The organism is Pseudomonas sp. P4795, from assembly GCF_048822895.1.
Lineage (GTDB): Bacteria > Pseudomonadota > Gammaproteobacteria > Pseudomonadales > Pseudomonadaceae > Aquipseudomonas.
On record NZ_JBMFBT010000003.1, the window covers coordinates 507,928 to 524,882 of the forward strand.

Genomic DNA, 16,955 nt, shown 5'->3' on the forward strand with positions numbered 1-16,955 from the left:
TGACGTCTTTCTACCGTGAAAAGTTTCTATATGCAGGATTTATGCAAATCAGCATTTGTCATCCCGAAAAACTTCAAGCACTATGCGCGTTATGCAAAAACGCAACGTATCTACCGTATTAAGAGCATTGCTCGATCAGCACGGGATCTCCCCTACGGAGCTTCACCGGCGTACCGGCGTGCCTCAATCCACGCTCTCGCGGATTCTCAGCGGGAAGATTGTCGATCCTTCGGATAAACATATCTCGAAGATCGCTGAGTACTTCGCCGTGAGCACCGATCAGTTGCGCGGGCGCGCGGATGTTGCGCCGAGCGCGGCAGCCGGGCGCGATGAGGTGCATTTTGAACTCAAGGACATAAGCCTGTGGGACGACGACACGCCGGTCGATGATGACGAGGTGTCTGTACCCTTTTTGCGCGAGGTTGAATTGGCTGCTGGATCAGGAAGATTCGTCGTGGAAGAGAGCGAGCGCTCTAGTCTACGCTTCGGCAAACGGAGCTTGCGTCATAACGGTGTGCAATTCGACCAGGCCAAATGCGTGACCGTGCGCGGCAATAGTATGTTGCCGGTGCTGCGCGATGGCGCAACGGTCGGCGTCAACGCAGGCAAGTGCGGCATCGGCGACATCATCGATGGCGACCTGTATGCGATCAATCACAATGGTCAGTTGCGGGTGAAGCAGCTCTATCGTCTGCCTACCGGCATCCGCTTGCGCAGCTTCAATCGCGATGAGCATCCGGATGAAGATTACAGCTTCCAGGAAATCCAGGAAGAGCAGATCGTCATCATTGGCCACGTCTTCTGGTGGGGCATGTACGCCCGCTAACCGCACCTTTTCCAAATGAAACCCGCCATCCGGCGGGTTTTTTTTCGCCCGCGAAAAATGACCAACCCCCCGACCTGCGCGGCTCTCATGCACAAATGCATGCCAGATGCATAAATAAATGCATTTGCGCATTGACTGTATATGCATCCATGCATATCATGACCACCAAGCCGCTCGACAAAGCGGCTGGAAACGAAAGCTCTTTAGTTCCACAAGAACAGGCAGCGATGAATCGGCCTCAACGATTCAGAGGGTTGGCAACTGACCCGGGTGTGCAGCGTAAAGCACCAAAAGCAGTTATCCGGCGGGCAGGGACCGCGGTCGGAAAAACAATCTGAATGGACTCGTACCGCGCCAGTAGCGCCGAAAAGTCAGCTTCCTTCTCGAACACAGGATTGAAGGAAGGCGAAGGAGCGCATTACTGAAAAGCCCGGGGATCAAATCCCGGGCTTTTTGGAATGCCTGCCTCAAGAGAAAAAGTTTGAATCCAACACACACCACTCACCCATCATCCTCGGAGGCGTGACATGACAAACGAGCAACAAGCGTTGGCGGACATGCCGATCTGGCTGGTCATTTTCCTCGCCGTCATCGGCGGGGTGTCCGGCGAAATGTGGCGCGCCGACAAGGAGGGCGCTCGCGGCTGGTCACTGATGCGGCGTCTGGCCCTGCGCTCCGGCGCCTGCATGATCTGCGGTGTCTCGGCCATCATGCTGCTGTATGCCGCCGGGCTGTCGATTTGGGCCGCCGGCGCTTTTGGCTGCCTGACCGCCATGGCCGGTGCCGATGTTGCTATCGGCTTGTACGAACGCTGGGCCGCAAAACGCATCGGCGTCTGTGAAGTTCCGCCACGCGATCAACCTTAAACACTGATCTCTCCGTGCCGCCATTTTTGGCGGCAGGGGTGCGCGTGGACGATTGAAAAGGAGGTCACCTATGCCCACACCGATCCAGCAGCCGTCGCAACTGTTCGCGGCTATCGCGACAACCCTGCGCAATACCGCCGGTTTCAATCTGCAGGTCGGCAATCATCAGGATTTCGATGCGCCCGGCGCTCAGGCCTGGGTGCTGATCGATATCGAACGCAACGGGCCGGGCGAACGTGCCGCTGATGGGCGCATCGCTCATGTGCTGACGTTGTCTCTGCAAGTCATACCGGCGGTTTCTGCCACAGCATTCGCCGCCTGCGATCTGATCGCGGCACTGAAGAACCTGGCCACCGACAACCGCTGGGGCCTGCCTGGCGATCAATGCGATCTGCCGATCAACCTCGATGGATTGCCTTCACTGCTCATCGTTGCAGACCGCCAATACAAGGCCTGGACACTCTCATTCAGCCAGACCCTGTACCTCGGACCAACTCTGCTCGACGACCCATTGGGCACGCCGAAATTTGCCCGCACCTGGGAAGTCAGCGACATCGACAATCCGGACAACTACACCACGATGGAGGCCTGACCGATGTTCGACGCATTACTGCGCATGCAGCTCGGCCCGATCATCGAACGGCTGGCCGAAATGGAAACCGAGATCGAAGACCTGCACCGCCGCGCCGAGAGTTTCTGTCGCATCGGCGTTTGCCAGGAGGTCGACGCCGCAAGCAACACCTGCAAGGTCAGTCACGGTGGATTGCTCACGCCGTTGATCAAGTTCTTCAACCCGAGCGCCGGTGCCCAGAGCGAATCGCGCATTCCGTCGCTGGGCGAGCAGTGTCTGCTACTCAACTACGGCAGCGGCGAAAGCGGCGCGCAGGCCGTGGCGTTGTTCGGTCTCAACAGCGAGCGCTTTCCACCGACCTCAACTGTGCCCACGCTGACCCGGCGCATCCATCAGGACGGCAGTGAAAGCGCTTACGACGATGCGACTCACGTCCTGCACTGGCAAAACGGCCCGGCTACGTTCAAAGGCTCTCGCGAAACGCTGGAACTGAGTATCGGCCCGGCGCGATTGGCCATGACGCCACAGTCGATTGACCTGCAACTCGGCGCCGTCGGCCTGTCGATCAACAACGCCGGCGTGCACTTCAGCGGCCCGTTGGTGGATCACCAGGGACGCGTCATCAGCACCGCATAAGAGCCTTCCATGATCGGAATCGATAGAGACAGCGGGGCCACGGTCGACGACTGGCTGCAATTTGTGCAGCGCGCGACCCGTGCCCTGACCACGCCGCTCGGCACTCGGCAAAAGCGCCCGCTATATGGCTCGCTGATCCCGACGTTGCTCGGGCAGAACCTCGGCGACGATGTGCTGCTTCTGGCGCAGAGCCACGCAGCGCAAACGTTCTACAACGCACAAAACGGCATCAGCGATTTTCAGCCGCAAGTGATCGTCGCCACACGTCAGGGTGCTGGTCTGTTGCTGCGGTTCGCCGGTACCTGGAAAAACCGTCAACAGACCTTCGAGGTAGTGATATGAGCATGTTGATCCCCGGCCAGAACCAGTTGGCCGAACCGGCGCTGATCACCGTCGAAGCGTTTGAAGACTTGCTCGCCGAGTTCAAGACCTTCGTCATCGAATACGTCGGCGCACGCTCGCCGGACAGCGCGGTAAAACTCAAGACCAGTCTGGACAACGAAAGCGAATTGCTGACCTTGGCGCTTGAAGCTTTCTGCGTGCGACTGCAAACCCACGAACGCAAATACAACGCCCGGATCAAGCAGATGTTGGCGTGGTGGGCGACTGGCAGCAATCTTGATGCGCGGCTGGCAGACATGGGCCTGGAGCGGCAATTGCTCGATCCGGGCGACCCGGCGGCCTTCCCGCCGATTGCCCCGATTTACGAAAGCGACGATGACGCCCGGCTGCGTTATTACCTGGCGCCGCATGCGCCGGCAGCGGGCTCACGCATGCAGTATCGCCGCGAAATTTTCACCCTTGGCGAACGTCCAACGGTGAAGGTCGAATCCACCGACGCGGGTGTGGTCAACGTCACTTACACCTTCGACCCGGACGGTCTCGCGGCTCAGGTCAAGGATGGTAACGGCCGTCGCACCGCGCCCGGCGAAGTGCGCGTCACCGTGCTTTCTCGCGACGGCGACGGCACGGCGCCCGAAGCTTTGCTCAGCGGAGTGCGCCAACACTTTGCCCGCCCTGACGTGCGACCGGAAACCGACCTCGTCACCGTGCAAGGCGCCGAGATCAAGCGCTACAAAATCCGCGTCGTGGCGAAGATCAATTCGGGTCCGGATTCGGGCCTGACCAAAGTCGCTGCGCAGCAACAGTTGCAGGCGTATGCCGACAGTTGTCATCGCCTCGAAGGCCGGGTCGATCCGAGCTGGATCGACTACACGCTGCACAGCGCCGGTGCCGTGCAACTGGAGATTCTTGAACCGCTGGATCCGGTCATTGCCAGCGCATTTCAGGCGCCGTACTGCACGGCGGTCGAGGTCGAGGTGTTGACGATATGAGTGACCAATCGCCACGCCCGACGTTACTGCCGGCCAACAGCTCGGCGCTGGAACGCGCGCTCGATATCGGCTTCGGCGCTTTGCTCGATCGCATCGCGCCGCCGTTTCCCGACCTGATGAATCCGCAACACACCCCGGTGGCGTTTCTGCCGTATCTCGCGGCAGATCGCGGCGTCGCCGAATGGAGCACCAATGCGCCGGAAGCGGAGAAACGCCTGACCGTCGAACTGGCCTGGCCCACCGCGCGCCAGGCTGGCACCCGCAAGGCGTTGGAAAACGCTGCCAAGGGTTTGCAACTGCGCCCGCAAATCCGCGCCTGGTACGAGCAGACGCCACCTGGTGCGCCCTACAGTTTTTCCGTGCGCGCCTTCAGCGATCAACCCTACAGCGCAGCCATCGACGCGCGCCTCGACCGACGCTTGGCCGATGCCAAAAGCGAACGCGACATTCTCTCGGTCTCGGTCGGCTTGAGCGCTTTCGGCAGCCATTACATCGGCGCCGCCACTGTCTGCGGCGAGCTGAGCACGATTTATCCGGTATTCATCGAAGGGCTTGAGGCGTCAGGCGAAGCCTTCATGGCCGCTGCTTTGTACACCGTCGAAACATCCACTATTTATCCTCAGGGGGCCTGAATGGCTGACTATTACACCCTGCTCACCAACGCAGGGATTGCCTACGAAACTGCCTGCAAGGCAGCGGGCACGCCGATCAAGTTGACGCAGATTTCCGTCGGCGACGGCGGCGAGGGCGGGGTCTACAACCCGGCCGCCACCGCCACCGAGCTCAGACGCGAAGTCTGGCGCGGGCCGCTGAATGCACTGTTCCAGGACGAGAAAAACCCGAGCTGGCTGCTCGCCGAAGTGACCATTCCGCCGGATGTTGGCGGCTGGTATGTGCGCGAAGCCGGGCTGTGGACTGACACTGGCGTGCTGTACGCAATCGTCAAGTATCCGGAGTCGTTCAAACCGGTTCTGGCTACGTCGGGTTCGGGCAAAGAGTTCTACATTCGCTCGATTTTCGAGACGAGCAATGCGTCGCTGGTGACGTTGTTGATTGATGACACCGTGGTCAAGGCTACTCGTGCGTGGGTCGCTGGATACGTCGCAGACGAGTTGGCCAAGCTTGATGCCAAACAATCAGTACGAGTCGCCACTACGACGAACATTGTTCTGACCGCAGCGCAAACGATTGATGGAGTCGCGGTCGTTGCAGGTGACCGGGTGCTGGCGAAGAATCAGACGCTCGCCAAAGACAATGGCATCTATGTGGTGGCCAATACTGGCTGGACCCGTGCGAAAGATGCGGACACCAGTCTCAAAGTCACTTCGGGCCTGCTGGTTTCGGTCGAGCAGGGCGCGACGCAGGCTGACACGATCTGGCAGTTGATCACTGATGGGGCTGTTGTGCTGGACGCTACCGCGCTCACATTCCAGAACATTACCTTCGGCTTCGCCCCTCTGAAATCCCCGACGTTTCTGGATAGTCCCGCTGCGCCCACACAGGCTCAATTCAACAACAGCAAGTTGCTGGCAACCACCGAATTTGTGCAGCGGGCGTTAGGTAGTTATGCCGATCTGACGACTTATCCAGGCAGCGTTGATTTGACGGCGGGCGATGTCGGGAAGTTGATTGCACCTGGTGGGTCCGCTTCGATTGTCACACTGCCTGACGCTGGCTCCGTTCCTCAAGGATCGATCGTCACCGTTCTGGCGGGTCTGAATGGGGCAACGTTCAAAGCCAAAGGCGGACAGACGTTGATCGCGATCAACGGCGCTATTGGCCCCTTTACTCAGCCGCAATCGACGGTCTCGGCCTTTCGTCGCTTGAGTAATGGCTTGGGCTGGACAATGGAGGGGGGCGACGGCGCTTTGAAGTACTCGCCGATCATGTCCGGAGCGCATTGGATAACAGCACCACAATTTGATAACGGCAAGACGTTCGCGACCACGGAGTTTGTGCAGCGTGCTCAAGGGAGTTTCAGCGGTCAGACCACTATCCAGACCCTTCCCGCCACACTGACCCCGGCCATGGCCGGGCGCCGGATCGTGGTGAGCGGTCCAGGTGTGCTGACCCTGCCGCTATTGGCGGCGAGCCCCGTCGGGTCAAAATTCTACATTTTCAACATGGGAGCGGCGGATATCACTGTCGTTCGTCAAGGTACAGACTCCATCTCCGTACTGGCCAAAACGCTAACGAGTTTCACCATACAAAGCTCTTCCAACGCCGTTGTCACTTGTGGGGACGTGAACCATGTTGTTGAAGAAGGCTGTTCTGCGCTGAAGTACTCCAATGAGTTTGCGGCTCTGTTTTCGCTCAATGGATATCAGAAAAATCCATCTGGATTGATTGAGCAATGGGGGGTTGTGCCGTCCATACCGGCCAATGGTTCGGTAGTGCTTACTTATCCGATTGCATTTCCCGGTGGGGCATTGGGATTCGCATTGGCAGGTGGTGCCTCCGGTCCGGGAATACCCGGGATTAACGTCTACAGCCTCTCTACCACTCAAGCCCGGTTCTGGAATCAGTCGACAACGGTTGCCACGCAGGCGGGTGGTTATCGAGTGGTCGGTTATTAAGGAGAATTGCATGCTTGCTTCAAGATCCACACAAGGCTTTTACAATCCGGATATTCATCCACAGATCCCGGATGACGCTGTTGCAATATCTGCAGAGCTGCACGCGCATTTGCTGGCCGGTCAAGCCTCAGGACAGATGATTGCCTGGGGGGAAGATGGCAAGCCCGCGCTGATAGATGCACCGCCTCTTCCCCTCGCGGAGCTCGAAACCGTCGAGCGGATATGGCGAAATTCTCGACTCGCCGCGACTGACGGTGTAGTTACTCGCCACCGTGACGAGTTGGAGGAGGGAATGCCGACCACGCTGACTCAAGCGCAATACATTGAGGTGCAGGCTTATCGTCGCTTGCTTCGTGGCTGGCCAGAGGCAGGCGAATTTCCCTTTAGCGAGCAACGTCCGCTGATGCCGCAGTGGCTGTTCATCCTCATTCAATAACCGCCCCGCACCCCGGGGCGTTTTCTTATCCGCCCAAAAACACTCATCACCCGCCAAGCCCCTCCCTTCGAGGGGCTTTCCCGTTTATGGAGAAACGAAAAATGGCCAACCGCCAAACCTACACCGTGCTCGTTCCATTCCCCACCGGGGGTGGTCACTGGTCGAGCATCGGCCAGGAACTCGATCTGCTCGACGTCGAGGCCAGTGCACTGCGCTTCGCCGGTCGCCTCGAGCTGAAAACATCTACCACCAAGGCCGTGAAGGCCGCTGCCAAGAAGGCTGACTGAATATGGCTGAGGTTCTGAACTTCGAGCACAACGGCATTACCGTAAATGCCACCGAATCCCCCGAGGCCATGGGTGGTCTGGGTGACAACGTGATCGGTCTGGTCGGCACCGCGCCGAAAGCCGATCCGCTGATTCCGCGTAACGCGCCGTTTCGCATCAACAGCTTCACCACCCATGCATTGCTCGACCCGACCGGTTCGGAAGAAGGCACGCTGTACCACGCGGTCTACCAGATCCTCAAAGTGGTCAAGGTGCCGGTGTATGTAGTGATCGTCGAAGCAGGCGCAACCCCGGCCGACACCGTCAACGCGGTGATTGGTGGCGTTGAGCCGCTGACCGGTCGCAAGCTCGGTCTGGCTGCGCTGGGCAGTGTCCCGGAAGACCTGACCATCATTGGCGCGCCGGGCTTCACCGGCACCAAAGCGGTGGCCAGCGAGTTCGCTTCGTTCGGCAAACGCATCAAGGCTCGCGTGGTGCTGGACGGCAAAGACGCTGCGGTCGCTGACCAAGTGCTTTACAGCCAGGAACTGGGCGGCGCCGACCTCGGTTTCGACCGTTGCCTGGTGGTGCACAACATGCCCGCCGTGTACTCGAAAGCGGCGAAGAAAAACGTCTTCCTCTCGCCTTCCAGCCTGGCGATTGCCGCGCTGGCCAAGGTCAAGCAGTGGGAAAGCCCGGGCAACCAGGTGACCTACGCCGAAGACGTGTCGCGGGTGGTGGAATACAACATCCTCGACACCTCCACCGAAGGCGACCTGCTCAACCGCTACGGCATCAGCTACTACGCCCGCACCGTGCTCGGCGGCTTCTCGCTGCTGGGTAACCGCTCGGTCACCGGCAAGTTCATCAGCTACGTCGGCCTCGAAGATGCGATCAGCCGCAAGCTGGTCAAGGCCGGTCAGAAAGCCATGGCCAAAAACCTCACCAAATCCTTCATGGATCAAGAGGTCAAGCGCATCAACGACTGGCTGCAAACCCTGGTCGCCGACGAAACCATTCCCGGCGGCAGCGTGTACCTGCACCCGGAACTCAACAGCGTCGAGAAGTACAAGAACGGCACCTGGTTCGTGGTCATCGACTACGGCCGCTACGCGCCGAACGAACACATGGTTTATCAACTCAACGCCCGCGATGAAATCATCGAGCAGTTCCTGGAGGACGTTCTCTAATGTTTACCAACCGCGTAAGACAGGCCATCGCGGCCACCCTGCAAGGCCTGCCGTTGTCGGCGACCGTTGAGGAATTCACTCCGCCGAAGATCGATTTCGACATGGAGAACATGACCGGTGGCCGCTTCATCGTCGAAGAGATGGCCAAGAGCGCCAAGCCGCTGAACGCCCAGATCAAACTTCAAGGCACTGGCGCAGAAGTCTTGCTCGCCATGGGCGTGAAACTCGGCGACGACATCCTGCTGAACGTGCGTGAGGCCGGTCAGGATCAGGATGGCAATACCTGGTTCACCTATCACACCGTGGGCGGCAAGCTTAAAACTCTGGGCGAAGACGCGCTGAAAATGGGTAACAAACCCGTCACTACGCTGGATCTGTCCTGCCGCACCTACAACCGTCTGGAAAACGGCGTACCGGTGATCGACATCGACGTGCGCACCCAGAAGTTCGTGCTTAACGGCGTCGACATTCTCGGTGATGCACGCCGCGCGGTACTGATGCCGTAAGTCGTTTCGGCAGGTCCAGCACCAACCCTGTGGGGGGCAATTCCCACAGGGTCACAGCAATCTCAAGGAATTCATTCATGTCGTGGATGCCACCCAAGCATGACTTGTTGTCGCCGATCACCGGTGACGACGGCTCGCAGATCAACCAGATCCAGCTCAAGCCACTGTTCTACGCCGCACAAAAAGATGCGCTGGCCCGTGCCGGCGATGACGAAGACGATCAGTTCTTCGAGCTGGCGCTGCTCGCCACCGGGCTGTCGGTCAAGGAACTCGATCAGCTCAAACGCCCGGACTACGTGACCATCGCGCAATACGTGCACGAAATGTCGACCCGTCCGGCGTCGCACTTTCTCGACCAGATCGAAGACGCGGAAAAGTCCGACGATCCCGATCAAGTGCAACTGCTGCAACCGCTTGCCGTCACCGGCCGCACCGTGACCTCGCTGAGCCTGGAAATGCCGGTTCTGCGCGCCACCAAAGTGATGAAAAAACTGAAAACCGCCAAGGAACGCGCCGAGTTCATCACCGCCCATTGCACCGGGCTGATGATCCCCGATCTGGCGCTGTTGAGCGTCCCGGACTGGACTCAGTTGCAGGTGCGCATAGACGATTTTTTAAACCAGCCGGCGGCCTTCTTTCAGAGCGCGACATCGAAGTAATCCTCGATATCGTGCCGCTCATTTACCCGGTAAGTGAGGCGGAAATTCTGGAGTGGGACGCCGAAAAGGCCTTGCGCCGCTACGACATCGCGATCACTCGCCTTGGCGTGAAACAGGAGTAGAGCGCCATGGCACAAACCAATTGTTCGCTCAAGTTCACTGAGATCAACCAGGATGGTTGGTCCGCGAGCATTGTCGGTAACGCTGCGGATCTGATATCGCCAATGGCATCCGGCCCGGTCGAGCAGCCCGCCATGACTTTGGGCCAGCCGAGTTCAGGGTTTGCGGGTGCGATCGACAGTCTGAACCTTGAATTGTCGGACGCGACGGTCGAACTCCGGCAGTTGACGGCAGAGCAAGCTCGCCTGCGAGGCGTTCTGGTATCGATACACAGCGTGCTGGCCTCGCAGCGATCGTTGCAGCAGGCGATGAGTGACCGGCAAGCACAGCCTGTTCCCTCGGCAGTCGGCGGGGGACAGAAGCCGCTCGGCACCCCGGCACGCAGAAAGAAACAGCACTGGCTCAGCGCTGGGGTGGATGACTTTGCACCCTTCAAGCCGCTTACCCCCTCAGTCAACCTCGATGCAGCGCTGGCCAAGCTCCAGCAGGTGATTGATTTCAAGGGCGATCAGCGCGAGGCGCACCGGATTGTCCTGGACAAGATGGCCACTGAAGCAAAAGTGGCGGCCGGCGGAACCAGGGCGGTTGAACTGGCAGACGTCGAATACGCCGGTGCCAGGGCAGGTGTAGGCAACAACCGCGTGGATGCCAATGGCAATGTGAACGAGGACGAAAGGCGCAACGATCTGGTGGATTTCGTTCGCGACGCCGCTGTTACAGCGACAGCCTTCGGGATGAGCGCTCGGGATACGGCGGATATGTTGATCGGCTTACGTACCGCGATGGGCCTTGATCGACCGCAAACCCTCGACCTGGCTGACGCTACCAGTGTGCTGACTAGCCGATTGAGCGTATCGCCCGCTGACATCGGCTCGATACTCGGCAATTACGGCGCTTCGGCAAAGGGTGCCGGGATGCAACCCGAGCAGGCCGCAGCATTTTCTGCGGCGCTGATCCATGCCGGGGTAAACCGGGCTGATGCGGGCGTTGCGTTGGAAAAAATCACCACGACGCTGGCGCAGGGGGATAAGGCTTCAGTTGAGCAGAAAGCGGCGATCGCACAACTGAGACTGAATCCGAACGCCTTGGCCGGTGAAATGCAAATGGATGCTCCAGGTGCGATTCTCAAGGTGTTGCACGCACTGGGCAAGCAATCGCCTGATCAGCAATCCAAGCTGGCGACGACCTTGTTTTCCGTCGATCAGCCGATTATCAAACTGCTGCAAAGCAGTGGTGACGTGCAGCGCGCGTTCGAACTGGTAAAGACCAAAAAAGACTACGCAACCTCGCAGAAACACGGCGAACCCGGGGCGGTCGATCAGGCTGCGCTGATACAGGCGGATACGTCACAAGCGCGCCTGAACACCTTGAATGCTCAAAAGGAGCGGCTCTATACATCTGCAGGCGCCACCGTGTTACCAATCTTCGACTTTCTGGTCGACAAGGTCGGGCAGGCTGCCGATGGTTTGAGCAACGTGGCAGAAGAAGCTCCGCAATTTACCCGCGCGTTGATCCTGGGTATCGCCGGCATGAAGGCGTGGGGACCTCTGAAGACGTTTGCGTCCCAAGCCCATACGTCGATGAGCACGGCTGTTGCGAGCGTCAGGTCCGGGCTCGGCAGCATCTTCGCGAGGGCCAGCGCCCTCGGCACCGAGGCGATGAGTCGGGCCAGATTCCTGGCATCAGCTCCGGGCCGCAGCTTGATCAGCAGCGGTGCTCGTTTCGGGCGTATCGCGGGGCCTCTGAGCATGCCGTTGATGATGCTCGACGCAGGTATCAACGTTGTTCAGGGCGTGCGCGAGAAGGATTCGAGAAAAGTTGCCGGAGGCGTGGGCGCTATAACGGGTGGAGTGGCAGGCTCTTACGCTGGGGCCGGGGTGGGCGCCCTCGTTGGTACGTTCATTGGTCCTGGACCCGCTACGATCGCTGGAGGTGCAGTTGGCGGAGTGCTTGGTGGTTATTTCGGCAGCCAGGCTGGCGCGGCCTTGGGCGAAATGCTGTTCACGCCTGCCACCGACAAGCTCTCCAAACCGGCCGAAGTCAGCCAGAACCTTGGCAGTGCCCAGACGCAAACTCAGCAAATAACCTTCTCGCCGAACATTCAAGTCACATGTCCGAATGCGGACAGTGCAGAGCAAATTCGCCTGATCATCGCCCAGCAACTGCACGGCCAATTCCACGGCGAAATGCTGCCGCTGTTGAGCACCAATTCCCTGGCCACCCGCCGTGACGCAGCCCTGACTGACGGAGCCACTTCATGAAACAACAAATGGCACTCGGCAGTTTCATCTTCGGTCTGTCCCGCGAGTTTGCCTACAGCACGCTGGCGCGCAAATCCGACGGTGGCTGGACTGAATTGCCGATCCTCACCAGCAAACCCAAGTCCCATCAGACCGGACAAAAGCCGGAAAGCCTGACCATCGGCGGCACCTCGATGTACGCCGTGGCCATGGAACGGCTCGATGAACTCCGTGCGCTGCAAGCCTTGAGAGCACCGCTGCCGTTGATCGACGGCATCGGTCGCAACTGGGGTTTGTGGCGAATCATCAGCGTTCAGGAGAACCAGAGCGAGGTCATCGATGACGGCACCGCGATGGTGATCAAGTGGGTACTCGAATTAGCGGAGTTCAACAATGCGTAAGGTCCGAAGCGTGGCCGGTGATTCGGTCAATCTGCTGCTGTACCGCGAGTCGGGTCGCTCAGACGATCAGGCCGAGGCAGCGTTGTGGAAACTCAATTCGACCCTGGCCGAATACGGCCCCGTTTTGCCGGCGGGCATCTGGGTGACGCTGCCGGAACTCGACAGCCGACCCGCCGCGATCAAGCCGGTTCTGGCTTGGGACTAAGGAGGTTGCATGGCACAGGGATTTACACCGGCGATCGAAATCTACGGCGCCAACCAGGCCCTGCTTAACCAGCGTCTGATCAGTTGGGAGCACATTGATGCCGCCGGGATGGAGTCCGATCAGCTGACCCTGGTGATCGACCTCGAAGGCCTTGATGGCTTGCCGACCCTGGGCGGAAAAATCGGCCTGCGGGTCGGCTATCTGGAGTCCGGGCTGGTCGAAAAGGGCCAGTTCAAGGTGACCCGACTGACACCGACGCTGTTCCCGTTACGCTTGACGTTGGTGGCTACCGCAGCGCCTTTCAGCGGCAAGGATGAGACCCGATTCAAGGAACGGCGCACGGCCAGCCATGGCCCCACCACCCTTGGCGCACTGTTTCGCCAGCTGGTCTTGCCGCACGGTTTTTCGCCACGCGTCGATCCCGAGTTGGCGCTGATCCGGATTGCTCATGTTGATCAGTCGAACGAAACCGACATGAGCTTTATCACGCGATTGGCGCGCAAGTACGACGCGGTGGCCAAACCTTTCAACGACCTCTACGTACTGGCGAAACCGGCGCAGCTGAAAAACCTCTCGGGCCAGGTGATACCTGACGTCAGGCTGTCAGTGACGAGCAACAATCGACCGGGCGATCACGCCTTCATCAGCGCCGCACTGGAAGAGACCGCTCGCACCCAGAATCAGGGTTGCAAGACCTGCTTCTGGGACATCGCTGCCGGCAAGCTGCGCGAGGTGATAACCGGTTCCGAACCCTACAAGGTGATTCGCCAGAAACAGCCCAGTGAAGAAGAAGCCAAAGCCATCGGCGAAGCCGAGGTGCGCAAGATGTTGCGCGAGAAATACAAGCTGAAGGTCACCTGCCCGGGCAATCCGCTGCTGGCGGCCGAAGGCCTGTTGGTGCTCGATGACACTTGGCCTGACTTCATGCGCGGTCGCTGGTCGATCGAAAAAGTCACCGCCAGCGGCAAGCGCGAGGAAAGCTATCGCTGCTTGATCGAGGCAAACGGTCTCGATCCCAAGGCCTGATTTCTCAGGCACACACACAAGTCTCATCATTCTGGATTGCCCACATGAAGATCTCCCCGATCCTCACGCAGCTGCGTGAGCAATGCCCTGGCTTGGCCGATCACATCGCAGTCGGTGTCGATCTGGCGCTCCTGCAAGAAAACCCGAATCTGCCGACACCGTCGGCTCACGTCACACCACTTGCCGATGTGGCCAGCGCCAGCAGCGCACAAAACCTGATCCTGCAACCGATCCGCGACCGCTTCGACATCGTCCTGGCGCTTGACGCATCGGACGCTACAAAAGCGCTGGATCTGTTGCATGACCTGCGCGCCGAACTGTGGCGCGCACTGGTGGGTTTCAAGCCTGGCAACGACTACAGCGCCATCGTCTACGACGGCGGCGAGTTGGTGTCGCTCAACAGCAGTCGCGCCTTTTACCGGCTGCGCTTTTTTGCCGAGTTCCAGCTCGGGCGCAACCTGCCCGATCAGCCTGCGCAGAGCTGGCACGAACGTGAACTGGACGCTCTGGCGTCCTTTACCGGGGCCACCGTGCGGGTCGATGCGATCGACCCGGCCGACCCCAATCTGAAACGCCCGGGCCCTGATGGGCGCGTGGAAATGACCTTCTCTGGAGACGTAACCCCATGAGCAATCGCATCACCGTAGTGCCGGCCGCCGGCCGTGCCGTGCCTGACCCGGAAGCGGGCGACTTGCTGCCCCTCGAGGGCCGTGAAGTGCTGGACAGCGCCTGGTGGCGCCGACGTCTGGCCGACGGCGATATCACCCTCAAAACCGTAAAAGCTAAACCACAGGGAGCCAAATAATGGCGATCGGATTCAGCAACATCCCCGCGGACATTCGTGTACCGCTGTTCTATGCCGAAATGGACAACTCGGCCGCCAATAGCGCGACCTCGGCCATGCGCCGACTGATCGTGGCGCAGGTCAACGACAACATCGCCCCGACCGAAGTCGGCAAACTGGTGCTGGTGTCCAGCGTGGCGCTGGCCAAGAGCATCGGTGGCCAAGGCTCGATGCTCGCTTCGATGTACGAGACCTTCCGCAAGGCTGACCCGATCGGCGAGATCTGGTGCCTGCCGCTGCACAACACCGAAGGCGCCATCGCCAAAGGCGTGCTGACCCTGACCGGCACCGCGACTCAGGCTGGTTTGCTTAATCTGTATGTTGGCGGCGTTCGCGTTCAAGCCACCGTGGTCAACGGTGCCACCGCTGCGCAAGCGGCCACCGCACTGGCGCAGAAAATCAACGCTTCGGCCGATCTGCCGGTCAGCGCTGCGGCTGCCGAAGGTGTGATCACTCTGAGCGCCAAATGGACTGGCGACAGCGGCAACGACATCAGCCTGCAGTTCAATCGCCTGGGCAAGAGCAACGGCGAAGAGACCCCGGCCGGCCTGACCAGTGCGATCACCGCGATGACCGGCGGCGCCGGTGTGCCGGATCAAGTCGCGGCGATTGCTGCGCTGGGCGACGAACCGTTCGAGTTCATCACGCTGCCATGGTCGGATCTGTCGACCCTCAACACCTGGCAAGCGGTCATGGATGACAGCACCGGTCGCTGGTCGTGGGCCAAGCAACTGTTCGGTCACGTCTACAGCGCCAAACGCGGCACCGTCGGCACGCTGGTGGCTGCAGGTCAGGCACGCAACGATCAGCACATGACCATTCAGGCGCTGGAGCCGGGCGTTCCGCAACCGTTCTGGGTGCAGGCTGCTGCACTGGCTGCGCGCACTGCGGTGTTCATCTCCGCCGACGCCAGCCGTCCGACGCAAAGCGGCAGTCTGCCGGGCGTTGATCCGGCCCCGGCCAGCGAGCGTTTCACCCTGACCGAGCGTCAGTCGCTGCTCAACTACGGCATCGCCACCGCTTACTACGAAGGCGGTTATGTGCGCATCCAGCGTTCGATCACCACCTACCAGAAGAACGCTTACGGCCAGGCTGACAACTCGTACCTGGACAGCGAAACCATGCACCAGTCGGCGTACATCGTGCGTCGTCTGCAAAGCGTGATCACCAGCAAATACGGCCGCCACAAGCTGGCTTCCGACGGCACGCGTTTCGGCGCCGGCCAGCCCATCGTTACCCCGAGCACCATTCGCGGTGAGCTGATCGCCCAATACGCCAAGCTCGAACTGGAAGGCCACGTGGAGAACGCCGAGCTGTTCGCCGAGCACCTGGTCGTCGAGCGCGACGTGCAGGACCCGAGCCGCGTGAACGTGCTGTTCCCGCCGGATTACATCAACGGTCTGCGCGTGTTCGCACTGCTCAACCAGTTCCGTCTGCAGTACGACGACGCTGCCTGATCGGCACGTTTGAATCTGTGAATTCAGCCCACCTCGCGTGGGCTTTTTATTTGAAGGGAGTAACACCATGGGTCAACTGATTGCAGGCACCTGCTACGTCAAGGTCGACGGCGCACAACTGACTATCAATGGCGGCTGCGAAGCCCCGTTGCTGGCGGTCAAACGGGAAACCGTAGTGCCGGGTTTCTACAAGGAAACCGACATCGCGCCGTCGTTCAAAGTGACCGCGCTGCACACCGCCGACTTCCCGCTGAAGAAGCTGATCGAAGGCACCGACATCACCGTCACCTGCGAATTCAGCAACGGCAAAGTCTACGTACTGGCCGGTGCTTACCTGGTGGAAGAACCAGTCTCCAAAGGCGATGACGCCACCATCGAACTGAAATTCGAAGGCATCAAGGGGACCTGGCAATGAGTGGCGCCGTGCAGCTTCAGGTTGCGATCGAAGCGCACGGCGAGCCTCTGACCGAACTCGACCTGCGCCGTCCGACGGTGCAGGAAGTGCGAGCGATCAAGGCGCTGCCGTACAAGATCGACAAGAACGAAGAGGTCAGCCTCGACATGGACGTCGCCGCGAAATACATCGCGGTGTGCGCCGGCATTCCACCGTCGTCGGTCAACCAGCTGGATCTGGCTGACCTCAACGCGTTGAGCTGGGCCGTCGCAAGTTTTTTCATGAGTGCGGCGTCGGCGCCATCACCGACCTGATCGCAGTCGCCTATGACCTGGCCTGGTTCTGGAAGGTTGACCCCGAACAGATGATGGCCAGGCCACTGGATGTGCTCCGCGAATCGCT

The 16,955-nt window shown here is 59.9% G+C and carries 22 protein-coding genes; all 22 read left to right on the forward strand.

Annotation, left to right across the window (positions count from 1 at the left end; genetic code table 11):
* Window positions 1-91: 91 nt before the first annotated feature.
* The 22 genes from ACOI8A_RS10900 to ACOI8A_RS11005 all read left to right on the forward strand — a co-directional run bounded on the left by ACOI8A_RS10900 (window position 92) and on the right by ACOI8A_RS11005 (window position 16,867).
* Window positions 92-826, forward strand: a complete 735-nt coding sequence (locus ACOI8A_RS10900) for an XRE family transcriptional regulator (protein ID WP_420648307.1) — start codon at window positions 92-94, stop codon at window positions 824-826.
* Window positions 827-1,353: 527 nt separating this feature from the next.
* Window positions 1,354-1,692: a phage holin family protein gene (locus ACOI8A_RS10905; RefSeq protein ID WP_420648306.1), complete on the forward strand. Its 339-nt coding sequence runs from the start codon at window positions 1,354-1,356 to the stop codon at window positions 1,690-1,692.
* A gap of 70 nt (window positions 1,693-1,762) precedes the next feature.
* The gene (locus ACOI8A_RS10910) at window positions 1,763-2,284 is read left to right on the forward strand and encodes a hypothetical protein (protein ID WP_420648305.1); all 522 of its coding nucleotides are present in this window, start codon (window positions 1,763-1,765) and stop codon (window positions 2,282-2,284) included.
* A gap of 3 nt (window positions 2,285-2,287) precedes the next feature.
* Window positions 2,288-2,899, forward strand: coding sequence for a phage baseplate assembly protein V (locus tag ACOI8A_RS10915; RefSeq protein ID WP_420648304.1), 612 nt, complete (start codon window positions 2,288-2,290; stop codon window positions 2,897-2,899).
* A gap of 9 nt (window positions 2,900-2,908) precedes the next feature.
* A complete protein-coding gene (locus tag ACOI8A_RS10920; RefSeq protein ID WP_420648303.1) occupies window positions 2,909-3,241 on the forward strand; it encodes a phage baseplate protein in 333 nt (110 codons plus the stop codon).
* Window positions 3,238-4,233 (forward strand): baseplate J/gp47 family protein, encoded by a 996-nt coding sequence (locus ACOI8A_RS10925; RefSeq protein WP_420648302.1) that lies wholly within the window; start codon window positions 3,238-3,240, stop codon window positions 4,231-4,233. The genes ACOI8A_RS10920 and ACOI8A_RS10925 overlap by 4 nt, the downstream gene beginning before the upstream one ends.
* Entirely contained in the window at window positions 4,230-4,865 is a 636-nt protein-coding gene (locus ACOI8A_RS10930; protein WP_420648301.1) for a phage tail protein I, read from the forward strand. The genes ACOI8A_RS10925 and ACOI8A_RS10930 overlap by 4 nt, the downstream gene beginning before the upstream one ends.
* Window positions 4,866-6,809 (forward strand): phage tail protein, encoded by a 1,944-nt coding sequence (locus ACOI8A_RS10935; RefSeq protein ID WP_420648300.1) that lies wholly within the window; start codon window positions 4,866-4,868, stop codon window positions 6,807-6,809.
* A gap of 10 nt (window positions 6,810-6,819) precedes the next feature.
* Complete coding sequence (locus tag ACOI8A_RS10940) at window positions 6,820-7,245, forward strand: phage tail protein (RefSeq protein WP_420648299.1); 426 nt, start codon at window positions 6,820-6,822, stop codon at window positions 7,243-7,245.
* Window positions 7,246-7,346: 101 nt separating this feature from the next.
* The gene (locus ACOI8A_RS10945; protein ID WP_420648298.1) at window positions 7,347-7,532 is read left to right on the forward strand and encodes a hypothetical protein; all 186 of its coding nucleotides are present in this window, start codon (window positions 7,347-7,349) and stop codon (window positions 7,530-7,532) included.
* A 2-nt stretch (window positions 7,533-7,534) separates the two neighbouring features.
* Window positions 7,535-8,701, forward strand: coding sequence for a phage tail protein (locus tag ACOI8A_RS10950; protein ID WP_420648297.1), 1,167 nt, complete (start codon window positions 7,535-7,537; stop codon window positions 8,699-8,701).
* A complete protein-coding gene (locus ACOI8A_RS10955; RefSeq protein ID WP_420648296.1) occupies window positions 8,701-9,207 on the forward strand; it encodes a phage major tail tube protein in 507 nt (168 codons plus the stop codon). The genes ACOI8A_RS10950 and ACOI8A_RS10955 overlap by 1 nt, the downstream gene beginning before the upstream one ends.
* A 77-nt stretch (window positions 9,208-9,284) precedes the next feature.
* A complete protein-coding gene (locus tag ACOI8A_RS10960; protein WP_420648295.1) occupies window positions 9,285-9,866 on the forward strand; it encodes a phage tail assembly protein in 582 nt (193 codons plus the stop codon).
* Window positions 9,867-9,994: 128 nt separating this feature from the next.
* A complete protein-coding gene (locus ACOI8A_RS10965; protein WP_420648294.1) occupies window positions 9,995-12,247 on the forward strand; it encodes a phage tail tape measure protein in 2,253 nt (750 codons plus the stop codon).
* The gene (locus ACOI8A_RS10970; protein ID WP_420648293.1) at window positions 12,244-12,627 is read left to right on the forward strand and encodes a phage tail protein; all 384 of its coding nucleotides are present in this window, start codon (window positions 12,244-12,246) and stop codon (window positions 12,625-12,627) included. Before ACOI8A_RS10965 ends, ACOI8A_RS10970 begins: the two co-directional genes overlap by 4 nt.
* Window positions 12,620-12,832, forward strand: coding sequence for a tail protein X (locus ACOI8A_RS10975; protein WP_420648292.1), 213 nt, complete (start codon window positions 12,620-12,622; stop codon window positions 12,830-12,832). Before ACOI8A_RS10970 ends, ACOI8A_RS10975 begins: the two co-directional genes overlap by 8 nt.
* A gap of 9 nt (window positions 12,833-12,841) precedes the next feature.
* On the forward strand, window positions 12,842-13,858 hold the full coding sequence (locus ACOI8A_RS10980; protein WP_420648291.1) for a phage late control D family protein: 1,017 nt from the start codon (window positions 12,842-12,844) through the stop codon (window positions 13,856-13,858).
* 44 nt (window positions 13,859-13,902) lie between these two features.
* Window positions 13,903-14,487, forward strand: coding sequence for a phage tail terminator protein (locus ACOI8A_RS10985; RefSeq protein WP_420648290.1), 585 nt, complete (start codon window positions 13,903-13,905; stop codon window positions 14,485-14,487).
* The gene (locus ACOI8A_RS10990) at window positions 14,484-14,663 is read left to right on the forward strand and encodes a DUF2635 domain-containing protein (RefSeq protein ID WP_420648289.1); all 180 of its coding nucleotides are present in this window, start codon (window positions 14,484-14,486) and stop codon (window positions 14,661-14,663) included. The genes ACOI8A_RS10985 and ACOI8A_RS10990 overlap by 4 nt, the downstream gene beginning before the upstream one ends.
* A complete protein-coding gene (locus tag ACOI8A_RS10995; protein WP_420648288.1) occupies window positions 14,663-16,159 on the forward strand; it encodes a phage tail sheath subtilisin-like domain-containing protein in 1,497 nt (498 codons plus the stop codon). The genes ACOI8A_RS10990 and ACOI8A_RS10995 overlap by 1 nt, the downstream gene beginning before the upstream one ends.
* A 67-nt stretch (window positions 16,160-16,226) precedes the next feature.
* Window positions 16,227-16,574, forward strand: coding sequence for a phage tail tube protein (locus tag ACOI8A_RS11000; protein WP_420648287.1), 348 nt, complete (start codon window positions 16,227-16,229; stop codon window positions 16,572-16,574).
* Window positions 16,571-16,867, forward strand: coding sequence for a phage tail assembly protein (locus ACOI8A_RS11005; protein WP_420648286.1), 297 nt, complete (start codon window positions 16,571-16,573; stop codon window positions 16,865-16,867). Before ACOI8A_RS11000 ends, ACOI8A_RS11005 begins: the two co-directional genes overlap by 4 nt.
* Window positions 16,868-16,955: the final 88 nt, after the last annotated feature.

Excerpts from the sequence above, each read along its gene's own strand:
- ACOI8A_RS10955 (WP_420648296.1), top strand. The coding sequence starts at position 8,701 with ATGTTTACCAACCGCGTAAGACAGGCCATCGCGGCCACCCTGCAAGGC.
- ACOI8A_RS10940 (WP_420648299.1), top strand. The coding sequence starts at position 6,820 with ATGCTTGCTTCAAGATCCACACAAGGCTTTTACAATCCGGATATTCAT.
- ACOI8A_RS10995 (WP_420648288.1), top strand. The coding sequence starts at position 14,663 with ATGGCGATCGGATTCAGCAACATCCCCGCGGACATTCGTGTACCGCTG.
- ACOI8A_RS10905 (WP_420648306.1), top strand. The coding sequence starts at position 1,354 with ATGACAAACGAGCAACAAGCGTTGGCGGACATGCCGATCTGGCTGGTC.
- ACOI8A_RS10965 (WP_420648294.1), top strand. The coding sequence starts at position 9,995 with ATGGCACAAACCAATTGTTCGCTCAAGTTCACTGAGATCAACCAGGAT.
- ACOI8A_RS10990 (WP_420648289.1), top strand. The coding sequence starts at position 14,484 with ATGAGCAATCGCATCACCGTAGTGCCGGCCGCCGGCCGTGCCGTGCCT.
- ACOI8A_RS10930 (WP_420648301.1), top strand. The coding sequence starts at position 4,230 with ATGAGTGACCAATCGCCACGCCCGACGTTACTGCCGGCCAACAGCTCG.
- ACOI8A_RS10900 (WP_420648307.1), top strand. The coding sequence starts at position 92 with ATGCAAAAACGCAACGTATCTACCGTATTAAGAGCATTGCTCGATCAG.
- ACOI8A_RS10945 (WP_420648298.1), top strand. The coding sequence starts at position 7,347 with ATGGCCAACCGCCAAACCTACACCGTGCTCGTTCCATTCCCCACCGGG.
- ACOI8A_RS10950 (WP_420648297.1), top strand. The coding sequence starts at position 7,535 with ATGGCTGAGGTTCTGAACTTCGAGCACAACGGCATTACCGTAAATGCC.
- ACOI8A_RS11000 (WP_420648287.1), top strand. The coding sequence starts at position 16,227 with ATGGGTCAACTGATTGCAGGCACCTGCTACGTCAAGGTCGACGGCGCA.
- ACOI8A_RS10935 (WP_420648300.1), top strand. The coding sequence starts at position 4,866 with ATGGCTGACTATTACACCCTGCTCACCAACGCAGGGATTGCCTACGAA.
- ACOI8A_RS11005 (WP_420648286.1), top strand. The coding sequence starts at position 16,571 with ATGAGTGGCGCCGTGCAGCTTCAGGTTGCGATCGAAGCGCACGGCGAG.
- ACOI8A_RS10910 (WP_420648305.1), top strand. The coding sequence starts at position 1,763 with ATGCCCACACCGATCCAGCAGCCGTCGCAACTGTTCGCGGCTATCGCG.
- ACOI8A_RS10970 (WP_420648293.1), top strand. The coding sequence starts at position 12,244 with ATGAAACAACAAATGGCACTCGGCAGTTTCATCTTCGGTCTGTCCCGC.
- ACOI8A_RS10985 (WP_420648290.1), top strand. The coding sequence starts at position 13,903 with ATGAAGATCTCCCCGATCCTCACGCAGCTGCGTGAGCAATGCCCTGGC.
- ACOI8A_RS10920 (WP_420648303.1), top strand. The coding sequence starts at position 2,909 with ATGATCGGAATCGATAGAGACAGCGGGGCCACGGTCGACGACTGGCTG.
- ACOI8A_RS10980 (WP_420648291.1), top strand. The coding sequence starts at position 12,842 with ATGGCACAGGGATTTACACCGGCGATCGAAATCTACGGCGCCAACCAG.
- ACOI8A_RS10960 (WP_420648295.1), top strand. The coding sequence starts at position 9,285 with ATGTCGTGGATGCCACCCAAGCATGACTTGTTGTCGCCGATCACCGGT.
- ACOI8A_RS10975 (WP_420648292.1), top strand. The coding sequence starts at position 12,620 with ATGCGTAAGGTCCGAAGCGTGGCCGGTGATTCGGTCAATCTGCTGCTG.
- ACOI8A_RS10925 (WP_420648302.1), top strand. The coding sequence starts at position 3,238 with ATGAGCATGTTGATCCCCGGCCAGAACCAGTTGGCCGAACCGGCGCTG.
- ACOI8A_RS10915 (WP_420648304.1), top strand. The coding sequence starts at position 2,288 with ATGTTCGACGCATTACTGCGCATGCAGCTCGGCCCGATCATCGAACGG.